Below are 17933 nucleotides of genomic sequence, written 5' to 3' on the forward strand. Positions count from 1 at the left end.
CTTTTGAAGTTAGGAGTGTATTTAGAGTTCAGCTATGTCAGACCTACTGATGAACTCATTCAAGAACTAAGCGGGTGTAAAGCCATCAGTGACTACTTTAAGTTGACCCTGATTAACTCAGAACAAATTCAAAAATTCGGAGCCGACCTTATGGAAGCAAAACGCTCAGATAGTCAGCAGTTTTTTTTACTGGCGATTATGGCAATCGCCGGTGGCATTACAGTCGCTAACCTCTACTACAATCAGCCCCTGCTCACCCTGATAGCCAAGGACTTCAACACCTCAGCTAGCGCAGTGAGCCTCATTCCTACCCTGACTCAGGTCGGCTATGCTCTGGGTATTTTGCTGCTCGTCCCGATGGGCGATCTGCTAGAGCGGCGCAGGCTAATTGTGATTATGATGGGCCTGACGGCTGTGGCGCTGGCCCTGGCTGCTGTTTCGCCAAGCTTGACCTGGCTCGTTGTCGCCAGCTTGGCGATTGGCGTCACCACGATTGCCGCGCAGGTGATCGTTCCTTTTGCAACTCAGCTGGTAAAGCCCCATAAGCGGGGTAAAGCTGTAGGTACGATGATGAGTGGGCTGCTTATTGGCATTTTGCTGGCGCGGACGGTGAGCGGATTTGTGGGCGCCAGCTTGGGTTGGCGAGCGATGTATTGGATAGCCAGCGGCCTGATGCTGATGCTGGCAGTGGTGATGGCAAAGGTGCTGCCGCTCAGCCAGCCGTCGCTGCAAACGTCCTATATTCGGCTGATGCGATCGCTCATTCACTTAATGCAAACCCAGCCCAGACTTCAGCAGGCTTCACTAATTGGAGCCATGACGTTTGGAGCCTTCAGCGCCTTCTGGAGTACCTTAGCTTTTTTGTTGGAGCAGCCGCCCTACCATTACGGTAGCGACGTTGTGGGTTTATTTGGGCTGGTCGGTGTAGTCGGCGCGGCGGCGGCCCCAGTTGCAGGTAGATTCGCCGACCGTCGCAGCCCTCGGCTCACGCTTGGGTTTGGGATTGTGACTACCGCCTTTTCCTTTATCCTATTTTGGACGTTGGGCTATCAAATCTGGGGATTGGTGGTGGGAGTTATCCTACTTGATTTAGGCGTACAAGTCACCCAAATTTCCAATCAAACCAGCATCTATAAGCTGCCCAAAGAGATCCACAGTCGCTTGAATGCCGTCTATGTTACGTTCTATTTTGTTGGCGGTGCGCTCGGTTCATTTTTAGGGGCTTATGGCTGGAGCCACTGGGGCTGGGCTGGGGTTTGCGGATTGAGCCTGGGACTGATGGCGATCGCGACTATTTACTTTTTTAAAAACCGAGGCGATAGTCAGCGACCCATTGAACAGGATTCTGATTAATTAAACGATTTGAATATAGGCAGATGCGATCTTGCTAGCTTTTGCTCACTAAACTCGTTGAGTAGCTAGGCGCGATCAAGTAGAAAACTGTCTAGTACTAAGCCACAGTGATTATGATAGAGTAGGGTTGGAATAAAAATGAAGTTACTGTTCGAGCGACGGCCAGTGCATTCTAAAGAGAACCAGTCAAATTATGAGGCATTTTTCACAATGGAGCGAGCTTACCTATTCTACTGATATCTCTGAATAACTCCGATAAACAAGAAAGGACATTATAATGATTAAACTATTTCGTTTCTTAGCGGTTATGGTGCTTGTTTTTACGCTAAGCTGTAGCGTTACGGGACAAACTTCTGTTCAAAATGAAATGACGGCGCAAAGTAAAAAGGCTATTGTCGAGAAGAGTTTTCAGCAATGGCAAGAGGGTACTAGCTCCCCTTTCGAGCTTTTGTCAGAGGATATGCGCTGGACGATTAGTGGCTTTAATAAATATGCAGGCACCTACACGCGCAAGCCTTTTGAAGAAAAGCTTATTAAGCCTTTTAATGAGCGCCTAGAAGGGCCTATAAAACCAACGCAGTGGAAGGTTTATGAAGACGGTGACGTTGTTATTATTCATTTTGACGCTGAAGCGACTTTAATTAACGGTGAACAGTACAAAAACAGCTATGCCTGGTTTTTTACTTTCGAGGGTGAAAAAGTAACGGAGGTTGTTGCGTTCTTGGATATGCCAGCTTTTGAAAAAGTTCTGGAGATAGAAGTTGAATAACATAGCGCTTACTAACCTCACAGTGCGATCACCTGCTTTCGGTGGCAATGACGAATTATCAGACGATAAGTTTCAATCTTGTTCACACTATCGTAATTGCGGTCGCAGTTAACTGCGCCGATACCTCGAATAAAGTAGCACTGCCGTTGCGATCGCTGAAGTCGTTCTGGGGGCGTGACGAACTCAAAAGCTAGAAAAGATTAGACCTATTGCATAATTAAACTATGCTATCGTAGAAAGCTTTCAAGCAGAGAGCGAAAGTTTTTGATTTTGACTGCTCACCCGCATGAATGACGGGTGATTCTGGCTATAAGCTATAAGGGCAAGGCTTTAAACCCAGAGCGACGGTAAGGTAATAATGGGGCGATCTGAATCAACAATACATTATTGGTTACAGTTAGATCGTGACGGTGGAATAGAAAAACTTTTAGAAGAGCCACCGAAAACAGTCAGACAGAAAAAGCGCGTGGGGGATGCTTGGGTTTCCCACGCTTATCCAACCACGTAAGACATTAGATCTTGAAACTGTAGCCAAAATTCGTGCCGTAACTAGCCCAAGCCGAAGGATTTGTTAGTTACCAAGAAATCCCAACATGGCTTTTAATTTGTCAAGCTCTTGAGATTAGTTATTCTACAATACATAGAATTGTTAGATCTGAACTGAAAAGCAAATTAAAAGTAGCTCGTCCCCAACCTGAAAAACAAGCTCCAGGTGTAATTGAAGCGTTTAAGGAACATTTACCACCAACAATTAAGGGAATAGTCAAGCAGATAAACAATCAAGAAACTAGCAATAAAGATATAGTTTATTGGTGTCGTAGCCTGAAACAAGAGTAGGCTTTAGAACGCAAACAGGTAGAAAAATAACCTTAAAAGGAGTAAAACCACAACAAACATGACAATGGCATTATGATTACTATTATATTTATGGATTAATCGAGCCTATTACTGGTAGAAGTTTCTTCTATGAATTTTCTCATTTTAATTTAGCTGTTATGGGAATATTTTTCGAAAAGTTCTGCCGAGAAAACCCAAACGAGATACATATAATTCAGTTGGATAATGCGACTATCCACACAGCTAAGAAACTGAAGGTACCAGATAATATTATTCTATTATTTCAACCCCCTACATGCGGACAAGTCCTTTGTTGTCCAGAGATATAGCATTACGCATATACGTTAGGACATTTTTTGAAAGCTGTATCAACACATTCTCTAACAGTCTCAAATTCTTTAACTCTCTGCTTCATCCAAGTTTTGAGAACCGACCACCAACGCTCTATCTTGTTTAGATCGGCAGAATAAGAGGGCAAATACCAAATCTGGCACCCTGCTTCTTCTACTATTTCTTGAATACTTTGTCCTTTATGAAAAGTAGCATTATCAATAATAATGATATTTCCAGGTTGAAGTTGAGGAATCAAACTTTCTTTAAGCCATGTCTCAAATAAATCTCGATTACATGACCCTTCAAAAGTTAACGGAGCAAACACTTTTCCTTCTTTGAATGCAGCAATCCAACTTACTCTCTCATTTCTTTTACCAGATTTGAGTGCCTAACATCTTTCTCCTTTGGGGCTATAACCATAGGGATAATCGTCTCGGTTATCGAATCCTGCTTCATCCACATAAACTAGGTTATTTGCCTGTTGATGTTTTAGTTGCTCTTGAAATTCTTTTCTTTTCTCTTCATCTGTTTCTTGATATCCGTAAGTTTGTCTTGGTCAGCGTACATGCGGGCAAGCCCTTTGTCTTGCGCCTGTCGGCGACGCGGGGTCTGACCGCTTTTTTTCTGGTTATGCCTAACTTTTTAATTCCATCACTAATATTTTGCTGGGTAAGATTCTCTCCCCACAAATCTGCCATTTGCTGTTGTGTCTTATCTTTATGTTGTTTAACAAACTGTTTGAATCTCTCTAAATCCTGAATTTTTCGCTCTTCTCTGGTGGGACGCTCGGCGACCGCTTTAAAGTCTCCTGTTTCTTGTTCTCTTTTCAGCCATAGGTCTAAGGTGTTACGGCTTATTTTCATCAATCGACAAATAGTTCTCTTCTTTTCACCTCTAGAACAGGCATCTACGGCTTTTTTTCTTAAATCGTAGCTATAGGGAGCAGGCATTATTTTTCGGTTTTGGCGAGCGCTTTTATTTTAGCTAATTTTGTCCTAACCTAGCCACGTATTGCTATATGTGCCATCGTCATGCTTTCGCATGACTTTGCTTCTGTCCGAAGCTGTGGGTCTTCTCTCATTTCCTCGCCCCAAAACGCGCCTTCTCTGTCCAAGAGCCTGTCTTGAGACAGTTGTTCATGGGACAAAGGCGCACTTCCGCATGTGACCCCACCGCGAGAGTGGAATAGCGCTTGGGTCTGTTGCAAACGGCTGTTTTTGGGACAGAATACTCTGACCCAACCTCGACAGTTCCTTTAAGCGGGGTTCCCCCGCCAACGGACTGTCTCGCAAAACACGCCTTGGCTTCCCCCCGTTGAAGAACTGAACCAAGACAGCCCTTTAATTCAGGGCATTTCCGTGCAGCAAAGACCACACTGTCTCGCTGTTCCACACCCGAAGTTCAAAGGAACGCGCGAGTTTACGAATTTGCTTTGATTGACAATTAGGACATTTCATTCTTTAGTGTTATCAAATCATCCCGCAAGTATGCAACGCCAATTTTTAAATATAAATAAGATTAGAGAGAAACATTTTAAACTATGATTCCTCTCTTTTTTTTGCTTAAATTTAAAGTTATTATCCAATTAAAAATTTATTGCCTAAACTATAAATGTTTGATCGCTTCGTCGCCACTTGGCTTATTGGTTTACCCTCTCCATGAGAAGTATTTTAATTGGTAGTCCTAAAGATGTAAGGACGTGTTGTAATGATGGACAAAATACCAGATTGCCCCGATCTGATTTTCGATTTTCTTAGAGAACGATAGAGTCTTCCTGACTAATCGAGAAACTCTTTGTCGCATTGTGCAATTAAATCGTTCTATGTAATTGGTTTTTCTCTCTTTCCCCACCGCTTGATGGCGTTTTGAAGGAATTACCTGTTCATAGGCTTCCCAGAAGTCACTATAACAAACGGCACACTGTCGATAGACTGAGGGCAAAGATTGCCATAGCTTTCTCGCTCCATGACGACGGCGATCGCCGATATGAACCCCGACTATTTCTTTAGTTTTTGCAGCCAAAGCCAACCAAATCCATTGTTTATTGGCTTTATTACCGACAAATGACCACATTTCATCACACTGAATCGTTAATTTTCCTTTTTTTTTGTTCTCACTTTAACTTGCTGAGAAACTGATTCGTATTTAGCATTGACATAACTCTGTAACCAAGGTTCTGAAACTTCTGTAACTCGGGCAATTCCAGCTAAAGGAATCTTCTCTAAGAGTAATTTGTCAATCAAGTTTTTGGTTGGTTGGTCGATCATTTTATTCTGTGGATTTTCCACATATTGTCTACCACAGTCGCGACATTTATAATTTTGCTTGCCATTGTGAATGTGACCGTTTTTAACAATTTGTTCTGAATTACATGATGGACAAGATGGCAAATCTACTGGCATGGAAATCAAATGATCTACAATTTCCTATTTTATATCCTTACATCTTTAGGACTACCAATAATGCTATTAAAAGATCGCCCTTGATTATAGATAAAATCGCTAGCCCGATAACCAGAAATCGTGGTAATTTCATCACTGAGGAATTCCATCGTCCAATAAATATCGTTCGCACAACGGTATATTGCACCTGGAACATTGGCAACCAGAGTCTTGAATCCTTCTTTTATATACTAGTAGTCTTGTTCTATTTTGCTGGTGCTCATCTTTGACCGCCATCCCCGCTTCTCGATCTGGCGTACATTATCAACTTTGGCCAAGACAGAAAGATATTGCTGTAAATGTATTAGTTCATCATCTGGTAACAATCCTTCAAATGGAAAAACGCGCACTAGATTTCCATACTGTCGATAAAGTTTCTCTGGCGAATCATCGACCATGATCATCTTTTCTAATGGGTATCCACGTCTTTTTACCTTCTTCAAATCTTTGATCCAATAGGTCGCATAGCGTTTGTAATCGAATTTACGGACACATCGCTCTTGTGACCAGATAAACGCCAAATCTTCTTTTCTGTCTCCAAATAAATTCAAGCTTATCTCCTCAGCATAGTCTTTTGAAGAAGATGTCCAAACAGCTACCGCAGAAAAGGATGCAAAACAAAAATCGATAAACGAATAAGCATGAGGACGCACGTATACAAAATATGAACCCACCATAAAGTCTTGGACTCGCTTTAGGGGCTTCTTTGTTGCATAGATAAGTGTTTCATCGAGATCTAAAATTATTATTTTGTCAAATATCATTACAGCCGTTTTCAGTTGAATAGACTCCGCTTTTAATTAGTTAGCTTTTAGCTGTCAGCTATTAGCTTTTCTAATTTAATATTAGGTATTTAATGTTTAAGAAATATACTCTGATTCACTACAACGCCCATTGAATTAGAATCGCATAATTTATCTCGCTCTTAAGTTTGATATTTAACAGAATTTTTTCCCAAGCGAGCGCATTTTTCTAATTGATGACACGCCCTAACTAATTGGTAGTACTGCTTCGGTTATCATAAACGCTCAAATTCCATAACAAAATTTAGCTGTGCGATTAATTATGAAATTCTTTCTGGGTGTAGCATCGATGAAAAGCTATGAGCTATTAGCTTTTCACAAAGCGGTTTCAAAATCTACTTTGATGAATGATGATAACGATTGAAGATTTCGTCAGTAAGCCACTCTGAACTTGCTTTGAAGTTATGCATAGGAATTGGCAGCATATTCAAGTAAGTCTGGTTGCGAATTAGATTTCCTGGTCTTCCTTGGATCAACATTTTGTCAAATAACTTGGCAACTGCATCGTTTAGTCCTAATTTTATTAAAGTTCTCCGCATATTCGCGTCAACCGAATGAGGTTCTTTATTTTTAGATAGGGCAATCAGATTATCAGCAATCCCCTTTCCTTGTTGATAGGCAATTTGCGACACTGGGGGTAAGGAATGGTCTTTAACGGTCGCACAGTCTCCTGCTGCAAACACTTCGGGAAAATCGACTAATTGCAGAGTGGGAGTCACCAAAAAAGAACCATGTTCATCTTTGCTTTCATCCTCGATCTGCGTCAGAGATTCAATTAGAGGATTGTTAGCTCTACCAGCAGTCCAAATTGTAGTTTTAGTCGATAGGGTTTCAGTTTCGTCTCGATATACTAATTGATACTGCACGATGAAAATTGTTGTTTTTTGCAATAAAAAATGTGTAGCGATTTTCGAGTCATAGATCTATTGCTGGCAGTGATGTTGAAGCTGGAAATATTATTGCTTCAATACCGTTGATAATTAGACTAACACCTACATATACTCCTAGTAACCAAGTTGCTACTTGTTGGCCATTTGTGACCAAATGAGAATGCCGAGAATAATGCTCACGATGCCGTTGAACAAAATCCAATCCCATTTGGGCAAAGGACGTAATTGGAAAGCACGAACTACACGAAAAACGCCATCGAGAAAAATATAAAACCCCAAAACAAGAGTTAATGTAAACACTCCCGCTAGTGGGTAAACTAATAAAAAGATTGCAGCGACTATAGAAATAATACTAAATAGCAGCTTGAATAGAATTCTTCCTCTATTTCCCGATTTAAGGGCATAAATAAACTGAACGATGCCATAAATAAGTAAAAGCCAAGCGTACATTAGCTCTACAGCTATAGAAGTCAAGAAGCAAGGGCTAGTGAGGGCAATAATTCCTAACATGAGCATGATAATGCCCATCGTCAAGATCAATCCAGAATTTTGCTGATTCCTTTTACGTTCCTGAGTTCTCATTTTATCTCCTTTTTTAATTCAGTCTTTGTCTTCAGGTCTTATCAAAAGTTGCGTTCTGACTGGCTATTTAAATCGCGATTGCGGTTGCCAATCACGGACTAACTGCGTGTCGCGGAGCAAGTCCTTTGGACTCAGCTAGCGGTCGGCATCGCAACAAGAAATTGGATCGATGCTGTCTTGGCAAATTAAGAGATGCTTGTTAGCCCCACTCATTAACAGATAAAAGAATAGATAAAAGTTATGAGGAATTTATGAGTAGTGCTTATTTTTGGGGGTAAAGCGATCGCACTAACTGTGTTTGAAAAATACTCAATCGGCTTTAAGAAAAAGGATTCATGCACCGTGATCGAGCTATAAGAGTTTACAGTCAACTAAAAAGAAATATGGTCAGAAGAGAGAAGATAAATTATTTGACCTTGCCTTATCGCCGAGATCGCCACGTACATCAATACAAGTTAAAAAGAGCGAAAGACTTTCAGACATTGCAATCTAGCATTTATCAATTTTCCTCATAAGTCCTTCATAACTATTGCTTAGCTTGAACAGCACAAGCAACCGATGGATATTTTTGTATTGCTTAAGAGGTGTAATCTAGCTTTCGTTTGTCATGCCTGACTCACTCAAAATTGGCAGAGCAGTATAAATACCACTATTACAAGGAACAGATTTAATGACTCAACAGTTTAATGCTTTTGCAGATTTCCGCATGAATGACCACCATGTCATTATCACAGGTGGCGCACAAAATATCGGGGCAGGAATAGCCAAGACGCTTGCCAGTGCTGGAGCGAACGTGATGATTGCCGATCTTCAAGGCGATAAAGTCAAAGAAACGGCAGCAAGTATCGCAGCAGAAACAGATAGCCATTGCATTGGTATGGCTTGCGACGTAACGAAGTCCGAAGACATAAATGCGGTTGTCGCAGCGACCGTAGAGGCGTTCGGGGGAATATCGACCCTTATTAATAATGTGGGTTGGGGCGATCGCCATGACTATCCGACAGCGATTTCTGACCAAGCGTTTATTGATTCTTACAAGCTCAACACAATCAGCGCCTACCGTATGTCCATGGAGTGTCTACCGCATTTGCTCAAGGCAAAGAATCCGAGCATTAGCAATTCTGGCTCATTTTCATCAGCCGTGCCTACTTATGACATTCTAGCCTATGGCACATCAAAGGCAGCCCTAGACCAGATGATGATTTCGATTGCACATATGCTGGCTCAAAAGGTTCGCGTAAACTCTATCCTCATCGGCACTGTAATGACGGCTGGCTATGGTGATGCTGGAATCGATCTTGCCGTAGAAAAGCTGTTCCACCCCGACAATCTAACTGGTCGAACAGGTCAGCCTAGGGATATTGCAAACGCGATGCTTTGATTATGCTCGCCAGCAGGTAGTTGGGTTAGTGGTCAGATGCTTAAAGTTCATGGCGGTGGCTCGGTCGTCCGCCTATTCGACAGACGATCGCAGGTATTCTCTTTCTCTAGTTGATAATTGTTTTGGTGGAGGAGAGGTCGATGAAAATAACTTTGCCGAAAACGGAACTTGAGCGGTTATTTGTAGCTCGGAGTAAGTCTGTAACTTTCAAAAATAAGTGGGGTCTTGCACACTTTTGGTGAACCGAAAATAAGGCGATCGCTAAGAAATGCAGCATGGTTTCAAAATTTATAATGTCTATCAGACAAGCATTTTATGAGTAAATAGGAAGAGAAATTAAAAGCATGATGATTTATGTTAGAAGTTCAGCCCTTGGATAATTCTGGTTTATTACAACATTTACTGCCTGATTTTTTTGTCTCAAGATAACATCTTGGTCAATCAGTGAAACAGAAAATAAATTAACGATACAAGTTAAAACTCAGAGCATACAGGCAGTTTGTCCGATTTGTAATTCAATAAGCGATCGCGTCCATAGTAATTATCAGCGATCGCTATTAGATGTATCTTGGGGGAACTATCAAGTCTGTTTGAAGCTTTCAACCCGAAAATTATTTTGTTCAAACTCAAATTGTGAGCGTCGAATTTTCACACAGAGATTACCCAAAATAGCAGCACCTTGGGCAAGACGAACAGAGCGATTGAATATTCAACTTATTAAAGTAGGTTTAGCACAGGGAGGATTACCAGGGTCACGTTTGACTCAACACTTAGGAGTAAAAATTAGCCGTCAAACCCTACTCAGGTTAGTAATGAAAATGCCATTACCATCTCACCCTGTCCCAAAAATCTTAGGAGTTGATGACTGGGCTTATCGTAAACGCCACACCTACGGTACTATTTTGGTAGATTTGGAAACTCGTCAGCCAATAGACTTGTTATCTGACCGCACAGCTACAACTTTAGCCGAATGGCTACAAGAGCATCCTGGGGTTGAAATCATCTCCAAAGATAGAGCCAAAGCTTATAAAGAAGGAGCGTCAAGAGGATGTCCAGAAGCCATTCAAATAGCAGACCGCTTCCACTTACTACAAAATTTAGCTCAAATGTTAGAAGTAGTGTTGAATCAACACCGAACATTACTGAAGAATGTGGAAGATGAGACCAATAATTGTCCGATTATTGAAGATCAAAAAGTTGCTCAACCAATTAGCTCGAACCAAAAGCTCTCAAACTTGCCGTAAGAACGGAAGCCAGTTGAAGGTTATGGAGGAAAAGCAATTGCTCACCACTTAGGGATTGGCAAAAACTGTTTTTCGTTAACATCCTGAAAGAGGACGAAGTGATAAAGGACGAGGAAGTTTCTCCTTACAAAAAGTATCTTCAGTCAATGGAATTCTGGTTTTCACGATTCAGAAACTTTATGCTGAAATTAAATTACATTATGAAGGAAGCTATGTCACTTTAGCTCGAAAAGTCTGCGTGAAGCACAGGGCAAGAGAAAAACTTAATAAACCATTACCGATAGTGTTTGAACCGAAAAAATCGCTGATGACTGTACGTCAGTATGGCTAATTCTACGTCATAGCATCAACCAAAACAAAGCCGAAACGGAAGCCATTGAATTATTGAAAAAACAACATCCAGATCTTAATACGGGAATTTCTTTAGCAATGGATTTTGCCGATTTAGTTCGTCGAAAAGCGGTGCGACCCCGCGTCGCCGACAGGCGCAAGGGAACGCGCACCAAGAAACAAAATAAATTAACGGAATGGTTGAAAAACGCCGAGGAAAGTAAGATAAGAGCCATTAGTGGTTTTGCGAACAAACTAAAAGATGATTTAGATGCAGTCACAAATGGAGTGACTTATCAATGGAGCAATGGGCAAGTAGAAGGACAAGTTAATCGACTCAAGATGTTAAAAAGGCAAATGTATGGACGTGCCAGTCACGAACTACTCAAGAAAAGATTTTTGTGTCCTGTCTAGTAGGCTAGCGATCGCTAGTTCTTGAGTTCACCAAAAGTGTGCAAGACCCTATTTACTGTGACACTGCCAATAATTTGATTTTGCGTATCGCTTCCAGAAGCTACATCAAAAGCAATAATTTTCTCATTAGTCGTTGCAAATAATCTTGTTCCATCACTGTTTAGAGCTAATTGACGAATAGCACCTGAACTAGGGATATTAAGATTTGAATGAGTATGATAATCCTTGGAGTCGGGATCGATATTTAAAATATAAATAGTTCCAGTATTACGATCTCCTATGTAGGCATATCGGTCATCAGAACTGATAACAATTGAAGATGGAGTCGCTCCTGCACCAAGATTAATTGGGTTTATTCCCGATGTTTCAAGATTAGTATCTAAATTACGAAATCCAATGCCATCCACTACGGCGACTGAATGAGTTTTTTCCAGAGGAACATAAATACGAGAAGCATCACTCGTAGCTGCTAGTTCTTTTGGTAAATCAGGTTGCGTCGGATCGCCAATAGGAACTTTGGCTAGAATTAGGTCTGAACTACCAACAGCCGAGTTGTTAATAGTAGCTTTGGGATCTGAAGTGTCAATAAAATAAATTTCATCAGAAAGACGTTGTACCGTGACAGCTCTTTCAATATTTTCGTCAATATTTAGAGAAATATTACGGCTAGATAGCTCTCCCTTCGATATATTAAATCTTATCCACAATAGAAGCATCGCTTACCGCATAACCATCATCGGCAAAAAGCTTAAAGGATGCAGTACCTGTATAGCCTACCTCTGGTTTAAAGATGGCAGTCTGACCATCAGCACTAAAGGATACCTGACCGTGTTCTACATCCCTGGTTCTAAAGAAAGTGCGATCGCCTTCGGGGTCTTTTGCCAAATCCTTTAAGGGAATCTCAACGCTTAAATCCTCATGGGTTATCGCTTCACTATCTTTGACCACAGGAGCTTGGTTATAACGGAAACCGTAGTTACTACCGAGTATTTGCACATCTTTTGAGTTAATAGTGCGATCGCGATTTACATCCAAGGCTGCATCATAACCAGCATCACCAATCGATGTACCAAGGGCATTTTTGACTAACTGACTATCAACCCCGTCCACTGCATTATCGCGATTTACATCCCCTGCAATACCCAGTTGCAGTTCATAATCTCCTGCATCGTTAACAGAGAGTAAATTCAAGCCTTCTTTATCAATCGTATAAAGAGCAAAGCTACTATCGGCAGTTGTTTGGGTACTAAGGAGTGTTAAGCCTTCAATAGTTGGCAGTTCATCAGTACCAGTTAAATCTACTCCTAATAGGACAGAACCAGTATTTGTAGAGAGGATTTCCGAATCTCTAAAGCCAAAGCTATACAGACCCTCTCCCGTACCCGTAGTAGTTGACCCAGTAAAGGAACTAGCCGTACTCAAATCACCAGTAAGCGGTTTAACTACAGGAGTATCAAAGTATTCAATTGCCTCTCCCGTATCACCCGCAATCAGATTCAATCCTTGATCGCCATAGCTGTAGCGGACAGAATCACCAAGGGCTAGGTTTCTGGCACTAACTAGATTACCCGCCTTGTCATAGTCATAAACAACCGCCGTGCCGTTAGGTGCAGTTACCTGAGTCAAACGACCAGCCTTATCGGTTTCAAACCTAACCATCTCACCCGTAGCAGGATTCAAGATACCACTATCGCTGTAAATTAACCGCGTACCATCTGCTGTAACTTGCTCTTGTAAATTACCCGTAGCATCTAAGGTGTAAACTACATTTTCTGGTGTGGTTAGGGTGTAGGGATTTGGGGAATTGGGGGTTTGGGGGAAAGAAGGATTATACGGCTTGGCTGTTTGCAGATCGTAAAATCTGTTGCCTGCCTTACTCAACAGTACATCAGTAGAGTCTAGGGTATAATTAACCCCATCATCAGCTACCCACGCGGGACGATAGTAAGTCAAGCCTGTAATCTTTTCGGCTACTGGTTGGAAGGTAAAGCCGACTCTTTCGCCGTCGGGAGTAGTGAGGTAGAGTCTTGTACCAGATTCAAAAGGTTTTAACCCCTCATTCCCCTTACCGCGAATCTCAACATCAGTCTCCAGGTCAAAGTCCCAACTACTTGCCCAGCCATTACCAAAGCTGCCAGATTCTTGACGCTGCACCGAATCATAACGACGAGTCAGATCTATACTAGTACCGCCAAAGTCAATACTCAGATCGTTATCAATCCTTTGATACTGCGCTTTCTTATCATTACCCTCAACTTCTACAACAATTTCAGTAGTAGAGGTACGACCTTTAATATCAGTAGCGGTTAGCTCAAGAGTGTAGAAACCATTACTATATATAGCAGGATCTAAAGATGCGATCGCGCCATTATTAACATTGCCATAACCAGTTGCTACTACACCCCCTTCACCTTTACCCTTCAAAGATAAAGTCCATTCATCAAGATTGCGATCGCTAACCGTCGCCTTAATCTCGGTAGCACTGTCAAAAGCCTGACCATTCAAGCCCAAGCCAAATGCCACCACAGGGGCTGCCTTGTCTTCGGGGTCGCGTACCTTGAGTATTTCTGTCTTAGTAGCAGTACGTCCTGCTGCATCGGTAGCGGTAACTTCTACCTCCACTCTGCCTGTAGTATCGGCAATAAATTCAGCTCGGTTACGCTTATCTAAGGTCAGCTTTTTACCGTTAACCGAAACTGAGATCGTTTTAATCTCGGTAAAGCTATCGGCTAAGGCATTAATAACAACTTTCTGCCCTGGAATAGCCGGAAAACTGGGAGTGAATTCTAAATTAACTACGGGAAGTGTTGGTTTGGCTTCAACGCGAATTAGAGCATTGCGTTCGGCTATGTCTTCGCCATCAGATACCTGATAGGTAACAACATAATCTCCTACCTGTCCTGGAGCTGGCTGCCATTTGACTAGTCCTGTATCTTTATCTAGAGTTGCACCTAGGGGTAAGTTTTCAACGCTATAGGTCAACGTCGCCCCTGCATCGGGGTCAGAACTAGAGAGAGTAAATTCTAATTCTTCTCCTAAAGCCACTATCTGCGGCTTAACCTCAATACTAGGAGTGCGGTTGACGTTGGTAACGGCAATCTCAAACTCCTTAAGATCCCGACTACCATTGCTATCGGTAACGGCAAACTCTAATTTGTAGTCTCCTGCCTGTCCGTAGTTGGGCTTCCACTTAAACTCTCCCGTGCGACTATCTAGTTTTGCTCCAGATGGTAGTTCGGAAACAGCCGAGTAGAGTAAAGGATCGCCGTCGATATCATTACCCTTGAGGTTAAAGACCAGCTCGGTATTCTCCCTTGTAGACTGGAGGGGTAGTTGAGTCAGAACAGGAGCGCGATCGCTAGTGGAGCAATATTAGCATGGCTGCCCTGAATTTCTGTAGCAAAAGCAATGGCTTTAAAGGGTCGTAATACCGAATCAAATTCCGATGGGCTAGCTGTATTAGTTGTATTGGGAAGGGCAGCTTTGGCTTCAGTAAAGAGAGGGTTGGTTTTGTAGTTGGGATTGGGTGGACTAGCAGGGGCGGGAGTTGGTTCGCTGCTGCGGACTACATCGGCTAGTGAACCCAAGTTAGTGCCACTGCCATCATCGGGTAGGGTGACTCCTAAGTTGGCTACTTCTCTATTACCTGCGTTATCTGTGGCTAGAGCCAGGAATTCATAAGTTTTACCTGCAAAGGCAATGGTGTAGGGAAGAGTCTGTATCAAATCTTGCGCCATAGATATGTGCGGTTACATATTTGCTGTCTCCCCCCTGGTCGGCAATAACGTCGGTAATGCTAGAGGGAAGAGCTTCTGCCAGGATACGGGTTTTAGTGTTTTTGCTTGGTTGAGAGAAACCTTTGACTAGGACGTAGTAAGTTCCAGGTTCGGTGGTGGGAAGGATAACGTTTTGGTCTGCTTCTAAACCGCCCTTGTAGGCATAGTCATAATCTGTGCCTGTGGGAATAGTTCCTTGTTTGATAAAGACTTCATAGCATTATTGACGGCAGAGTCTACATTAACCCGTAAGGTTTCTCCCTCACCCACCTCAACTTGATAGAGACGAGACTGCCCCGTACTGAGAGTAGTTTCTTTAGCTACACCCAAGTTTAATTCCTCTACCGTAACGTTAAGAGGATTAGGGGAAGCGGTACAGTTATTGACCTCATTCTCCGTCTCATAGACCTGATTCAAGATATCAGGACGGACGATGATGCGGTACTGCCCTGGTGCAGCAGGAGGTAAGATTGTGTCTAGATTTTGCGTATAGGATTCTCCAGGTTCAATTATGCCATTATGCTTGACCTTACCTAAAGGACGGTCTTCAATATCCCAAATAGCATCGGTGGAAAGGTACAGCGCATCACTCCACTCACCTTTAGCTGCATTTGGTCCTGCGTTAGTCACAGTCCATCGCAAACTGATATTGTCGCCTGAGAGGGCAGTATTGGGAACTTTAATATCTTCAACCTGAAGATCGGCAGGAGGTGGGAAGTCTAAAGATAATGGTTGCGTACTGGGACGGGAATTATTAAAGTCAAGTCCGCCTTCAAATATTTCTGCTTTAGTTCCTTTGCTGGCAGGGTCGCTAATGACGAAGACATAATATGGCCCCGATAAATCTGTAGGCAGATTGACAGTTTGATCGACGGTATAGCTGGCACCTGCATTTAAGCCTCCAGAGTGACCAAAAGAAGTCAAATAGCGATCGCTCTGTAGATCTAAGAACTTGTCACGAGAAAGATAAACGCGATCTTGCCAGCTAGTTTGAGTAGGATTACCTGTTCCCTGGTTGGTTACGGTGTAGCTAAGGTTGAAGCTCTGTCCTACTGTCGCCCGTTGGGGAATATCTACCGAAGTTATCGCTTCTGGGGCAACTATATTGGTTACTGTAAGATCTGGTGGAGCGGTAAAGGTAACATTAAAAGGATCGGAAACTAAAGAGTTGTTATTGTTATAGATAAATTCAAATGGACCACCAGTTTTAGCAACTATGTAGTGTTCACCTGAAATGCATTCAGGTAGAATCACCTGTCCCGAACGATTGTAGTTTTTACCTACGGCTAAAGCTCCTGCCCTGTCAAACGAACCTAAATCGGCAACTATATTTTTACCTTGAGGATCTGTAGCTAGGTACAGAGAGTCTGACCATTCGCTAGTATTGGTTAAACCGATACCGTCGTTAGTTACCGTCCAGTTTACCGTTATAGGCTGTCCGCTATTGGCTGCACCAGTCGTGTCCAGTTCGGTGATTTGCAAATCGGCATAGGGGATGGTCATCACATCGAAGAAGCCATCTTTGCCACCGACGTTATTTTCTTCTAAACCGTTTTCAAATACCTTTGTCTTGGCATCTGTCTTGATAAAGAGGTTGTAGCGGCCAGTAAAGGCGGGAGGCAGCAGTATATTTTCGCTTCTGTCGTAAAATTCACTTTCTGCTAAAAAGCCTGTATGGGTATACTCGCCAATGACAAGATCGTCACTATTGCCAACAGTCCCATCCTTTGAGGCAATAACTCGATCTACCCAGGTATCGCTGTAGCCAGTTCCCGTACCCTGATTGGTTACCCTCCAGCTAACCTTGACTTTAGCTGGGTCATCAATGGTTAAGTTAGGCGCAGTGACGTTGGAAACGGCTAAGTCGGCGTAGGGAGCTAGGGTAATATCTATGGGATTAGCAATAACGTTGTTGTTTTCGCCGATAGCTTCAATTAGATTATCGTCTGCATCGCTGACAATCAATACATACTTATTACCAATAATGTCTTCACGAAGGTTGGTATTAATGGAGATTTCTTTAGTTTCCCCTACCGTCAAACTTTCCCTATGTTCAAATTCTCCAAAAACCCGATCGAGATCTGCTTCAAAAGTCGCGTTATCACAAATATATACCTTATCTTTCCAGCTACTAATGGTGGCGGACGTTCCTTGGTTGGTTATAGACCAACTGAGATCGACATTTGACCCAGATAGAGAGGTGGCGGGGGCAGATATCAAAGTAGGAACTATATCTGCGTGGGATACTTTAGTTATGTTATCTGCTGCCCCTAGGTTATTACCGACGCTCTGGATTTAAATTTAAGCCATCGATGTCGAGAACATACTCACCTGCTGGTAACTTTAAGATGGGATCGGCAATGTTTTTTCCATCCGACTGTGTAAAATTGCGATTGTAGTAAGTCTTGCCGTCTGTATCTTTAATTGTCCAGTTAAAGTTACTGTTGTTAGTTAAAGCATCAGAGTATAGTGAAGAATCTTCGTTGAGAGTGAAACTATACTGGTCTTGCTGTAGTACATTGGAGGTAACTGTTTCTCCTAATGTCAAATCATCAGGCTCTTTCGTCAACGAGCGCACATTAAAGCTGTAGTTACCATTGTAAGAAGAATAAAGATATTCAAAAATCGCTCCTTCCATTAATAGGCTATAAGTTCCTGTTTTGGCTAAGGTTAATTCACCCCCATCAGAGTTGAAAGGACGATCGAATACTATAATTGCCATCAGGATCGACTAAACTCCAATAAGTACTTCCCGTTCCATAAGGATAAGTCCCTGCATA

Annotated in this window: 14 protein-coding genes and 3 pseudogenes; 6 read left to right on the plus strand and 11 right to left on the minus strand. The window is 42.3% G+C overall.

Annotation, left to right across the window (positions count from 1 at the left end; all coding sequences use genetic code 11):
* Window positions 1-3: 3 nt before the first annotated feature.
* The 3 genes from SLP02_RS25230 to SLP02_RS25240 all read left to right on the plus strand — a co-directional run bounded on the left by SLP02_RS25230 (window position 4) and on the right by SLP02_RS25240 (window position 2630).
* Window positions 4-1353: an MFS transporter gene (locus tag SLP02_RS25230; protein ID WP_319423458.1), complete on the plus strand. Its 1350-nt coding sequence runs from the start codon at window positions 4-6 to the stop codon at window positions 1351-1353.
* Window positions 1354-1630: 277 nt separating this feature from the next.
* Complete coding sequence (locus SLP02_RS25235; protein WP_319423459.1) at window positions 1631-2122, plus strand: nuclear transport factor 2 family protein; 492 nt, start codon at window positions 1631-1633, stop codon at window positions 2120-2122.
* Window positions 2123-2480: 358 nt separating this feature from the next.
* On the plus strand, window positions 2481-2630 hold the full coding sequence (locus tag SLP02_RS25240; protein ID WP_319423460.1) for a hypothetical protein: 150 nt from the start codon (window positions 2481-2483) through the stop codon (window positions 2628-2630).
* Between the two features lie 660 nt (window positions 2631-3290).
* Here SLP02_RS25240 and SLP02_RS25245 read toward each other — a convergent pair.
* The 5 genes and pseudogenes from SLP02_RS25245 to SLP02_RS25265 form a co-directional block, all read right to left on the minus strand.
* A pseudogene (locus tag SLP02_RS25245) lies at window positions 3291-4242 on the minus strand (IS630 family transposase).
* A 733-nt stretch (window positions 4243-4975) separates the two neighbouring features.
* Window positions 4976-5694 (minus strand): IS1 family transposase gene (locus SLP02_RS25250; RefSeq protein ID WP_319418853.1). Its coding sequence is split into 2 segments (ribosomal slippage): window positions 4976-5406 and window positions 5406-5694, totalling 720 coding nucleotides; the frame shifts between segments, so codons are not numbered across the junction.
* A 230-nt stretch (window positions 5695-5924) separates the two neighbouring features.
* Window positions 5925-6497 (minus strand): HAD family hydrolase, encoded by a 573-nt coding sequence (locus SLP02_RS25255; protein ID WP_319423461.1) that lies wholly within the window; start codon window positions 6495-6497, stop codon window positions 5925-5927.
* A gap of 374 nt (window positions 6498-6871) precedes the next feature.
* Window positions 6872-7402, minus strand: coding sequence for an NAD(P)/FAD-dependent oxidoreductase (locus SLP02_RS25260; protein WP_319423462.1), 531 nt, complete (start codon window positions 7400-7402; stop codon window positions 6872-6874).
* Window positions 7403-7555: 153 nt separating this feature from the next.
* Window positions 7556-8008: an HdeD family acid-resistance protein gene (locus SLP02_RS25265; RefSeq protein ID WP_319423463.1), complete on the minus strand. Its 453-nt coding sequence runs from the start codon at window positions 8006-8008 to the stop codon at window positions 7556-7558.
* 670 nt (window positions 8009-8678) lie between these two features.
* Between SLP02_RS25265 and SLP02_RS25270 the strand changes: the two are divergent.
* From SLP02_RS25270 to SLP02_RS25285, 3 genes and pseudogenes are all read left to right on the plus strand, one after another.
* Window positions 8679-9503: pseudogene (locus tag SLP02_RS25270) on the plus strand (SDR family oxidoreductase).
* Window positions 9504-9856: 353 nt separating this feature from the next.
* Complete coding sequence (locus tag SLP02_RS25280; RefSeq protein WP_319423727.1) at window positions 9857-10633, plus strand: ISL3 family transposase; 777 nt, start codon at window positions 9857-9859, stop codon at window positions 10631-10633.
* Window positions 10634-10963: 330 nt separating this feature from the next.
* Window positions 10964-11377: a transposase gene (locus SLP02_RS25285; protein ID WP_319423728.1), complete on the plus strand. Its 414-nt coding sequence runs from the start codon at window positions 10964-10966 to the stop codon at window positions 11375-11377.
* A gap of 14 nt (window positions 11378-11391) precedes the next feature.
* Here the strand turns inward: SLP02_RS25285 and SLP02_RS25290 are convergent, their stop codons facing one another.
* The 6 genes and pseudogenes from SLP02_RS25290 to SLP02_RS25310 all read right to left on the minus strand — a co-directional run bounded on the left by SLP02_RS25290 (window position 11392) and on the right by SLP02_RS25310 (window position 17875).
* Window positions 11392-12084, minus strand: coding sequence for a YncE family protein (locus SLP02_RS25290; RefSeq protein ID WP_319423466.1), 693 nt, complete (start codon window positions 12082-12084; stop codon window positions 11392-11394).
* Window positions 12068-14422 (minus strand): Ig-like domain-containing protein, encoded by a 2355-nt coding sequence (locus SLP02_RS25295; protein ID WP_413467292.1) that lies wholly within the window; start codon window positions 14420-14422, stop codon window positions 12068-12070. Before SLP02_RS25295 ends, SLP02_RS25290 begins: the two co-directional genes overlap by 17 nt.
* Window positions 14423-14524: 102 nt before the next feature.
* A pseudogene (locus tag SLP02_RS26925) lies at window positions 14525-14719 on the minus strand (Ig domain-containing protein); the annotation flags it as partial.
* Complete coding sequence (locus tag SLP02_RS25300; RefSeq protein ID WP_319423467.1) at window positions 14716-15114, minus strand: hypothetical protein; 399 nt, start codon at window positions 15112-15114, stop codon at window positions 14716-14718. The pseudogene SLP02_RS26925 and the gene SLP02_RS25300, both read right to left, overlap by 4 nt.
* Window positions 15115-15297: 183 nt before the next feature.
* Window positions 15298-17448: a CARDB domain-containing protein gene (locus tag SLP02_RS25305; protein ID WP_319423730.1), complete on the minus strand. Its 2151-nt coding sequence runs from the start codon at window positions 17446-17448 to the stop codon at window positions 15298-15300.
* Window positions 17432-17875, minus strand: coding sequence for a hypothetical protein (locus SLP02_RS25310; protein WP_319423468.1), 444 nt, complete (start codon window positions 17873-17875; stop codon window positions 17432-17434). Before SLP02_RS25310 ends, SLP02_RS25305 begins: the two co-directional genes overlap by 17 nt.
* Window positions 17876-17933: the final 58 nt, after the last annotated feature.

The organism is Pleurocapsa sp. FMAR1 (genome assembly GCF_963665995.1).
Classification (GTDB): Bacteria; Cyanobacteriota; Cyanobacteriia; order Cyanobacteriales; family Xenococcaceae; genus Waterburya.

What these genes read in the sequence shown, in the direction of transcription:
- SLP02_RS25310 (WP_319423468.1), bottom strand. Translation starts at nt 17,875, where the DNA reads ATGGCAATTATAGTATTCGATCGTCCTTTCAACTCTGATGGGGGTGAA.
- SLP02_RS25255 (WP_319423461.1), bottom strand. Translation starts at nt 6,497, where the DNA reads ATGATATTTGACAAAATAATAATTTTAGATCTCGATGAAACACTTATC.
- SLP02_RS25240 (WP_319423460.1), top strand. Translation starts at nt 2,481, where the DNA reads ATGGGGCGATCTGAATCAACAATACATTATTGGTTACAGTTAGATCGT.
- SLP02_RS25265 (WP_319423463.1), bottom strand. Translation starts at nt 8,008, where the DNA reads ATGAGAACTCAGGAACGTAAAAGGAATCAGCAAAATTCTGGATTGATC.
- SLP02_RS25235 (WP_319423459.1), top strand. Translation starts at nt 1,631, where the DNA reads ATGATTAAACTATTTCGTTTCTTAGCGGTTATGGTGCTTGTTTTTACG.
- SLP02_RS25300 (WP_319423467.1), bottom strand. Translation starts at nt 15,114, where the DNA reads ATGGCGCAAGATTTGATACAGACTCTTCCCTACACCATTGCCTTTGCA.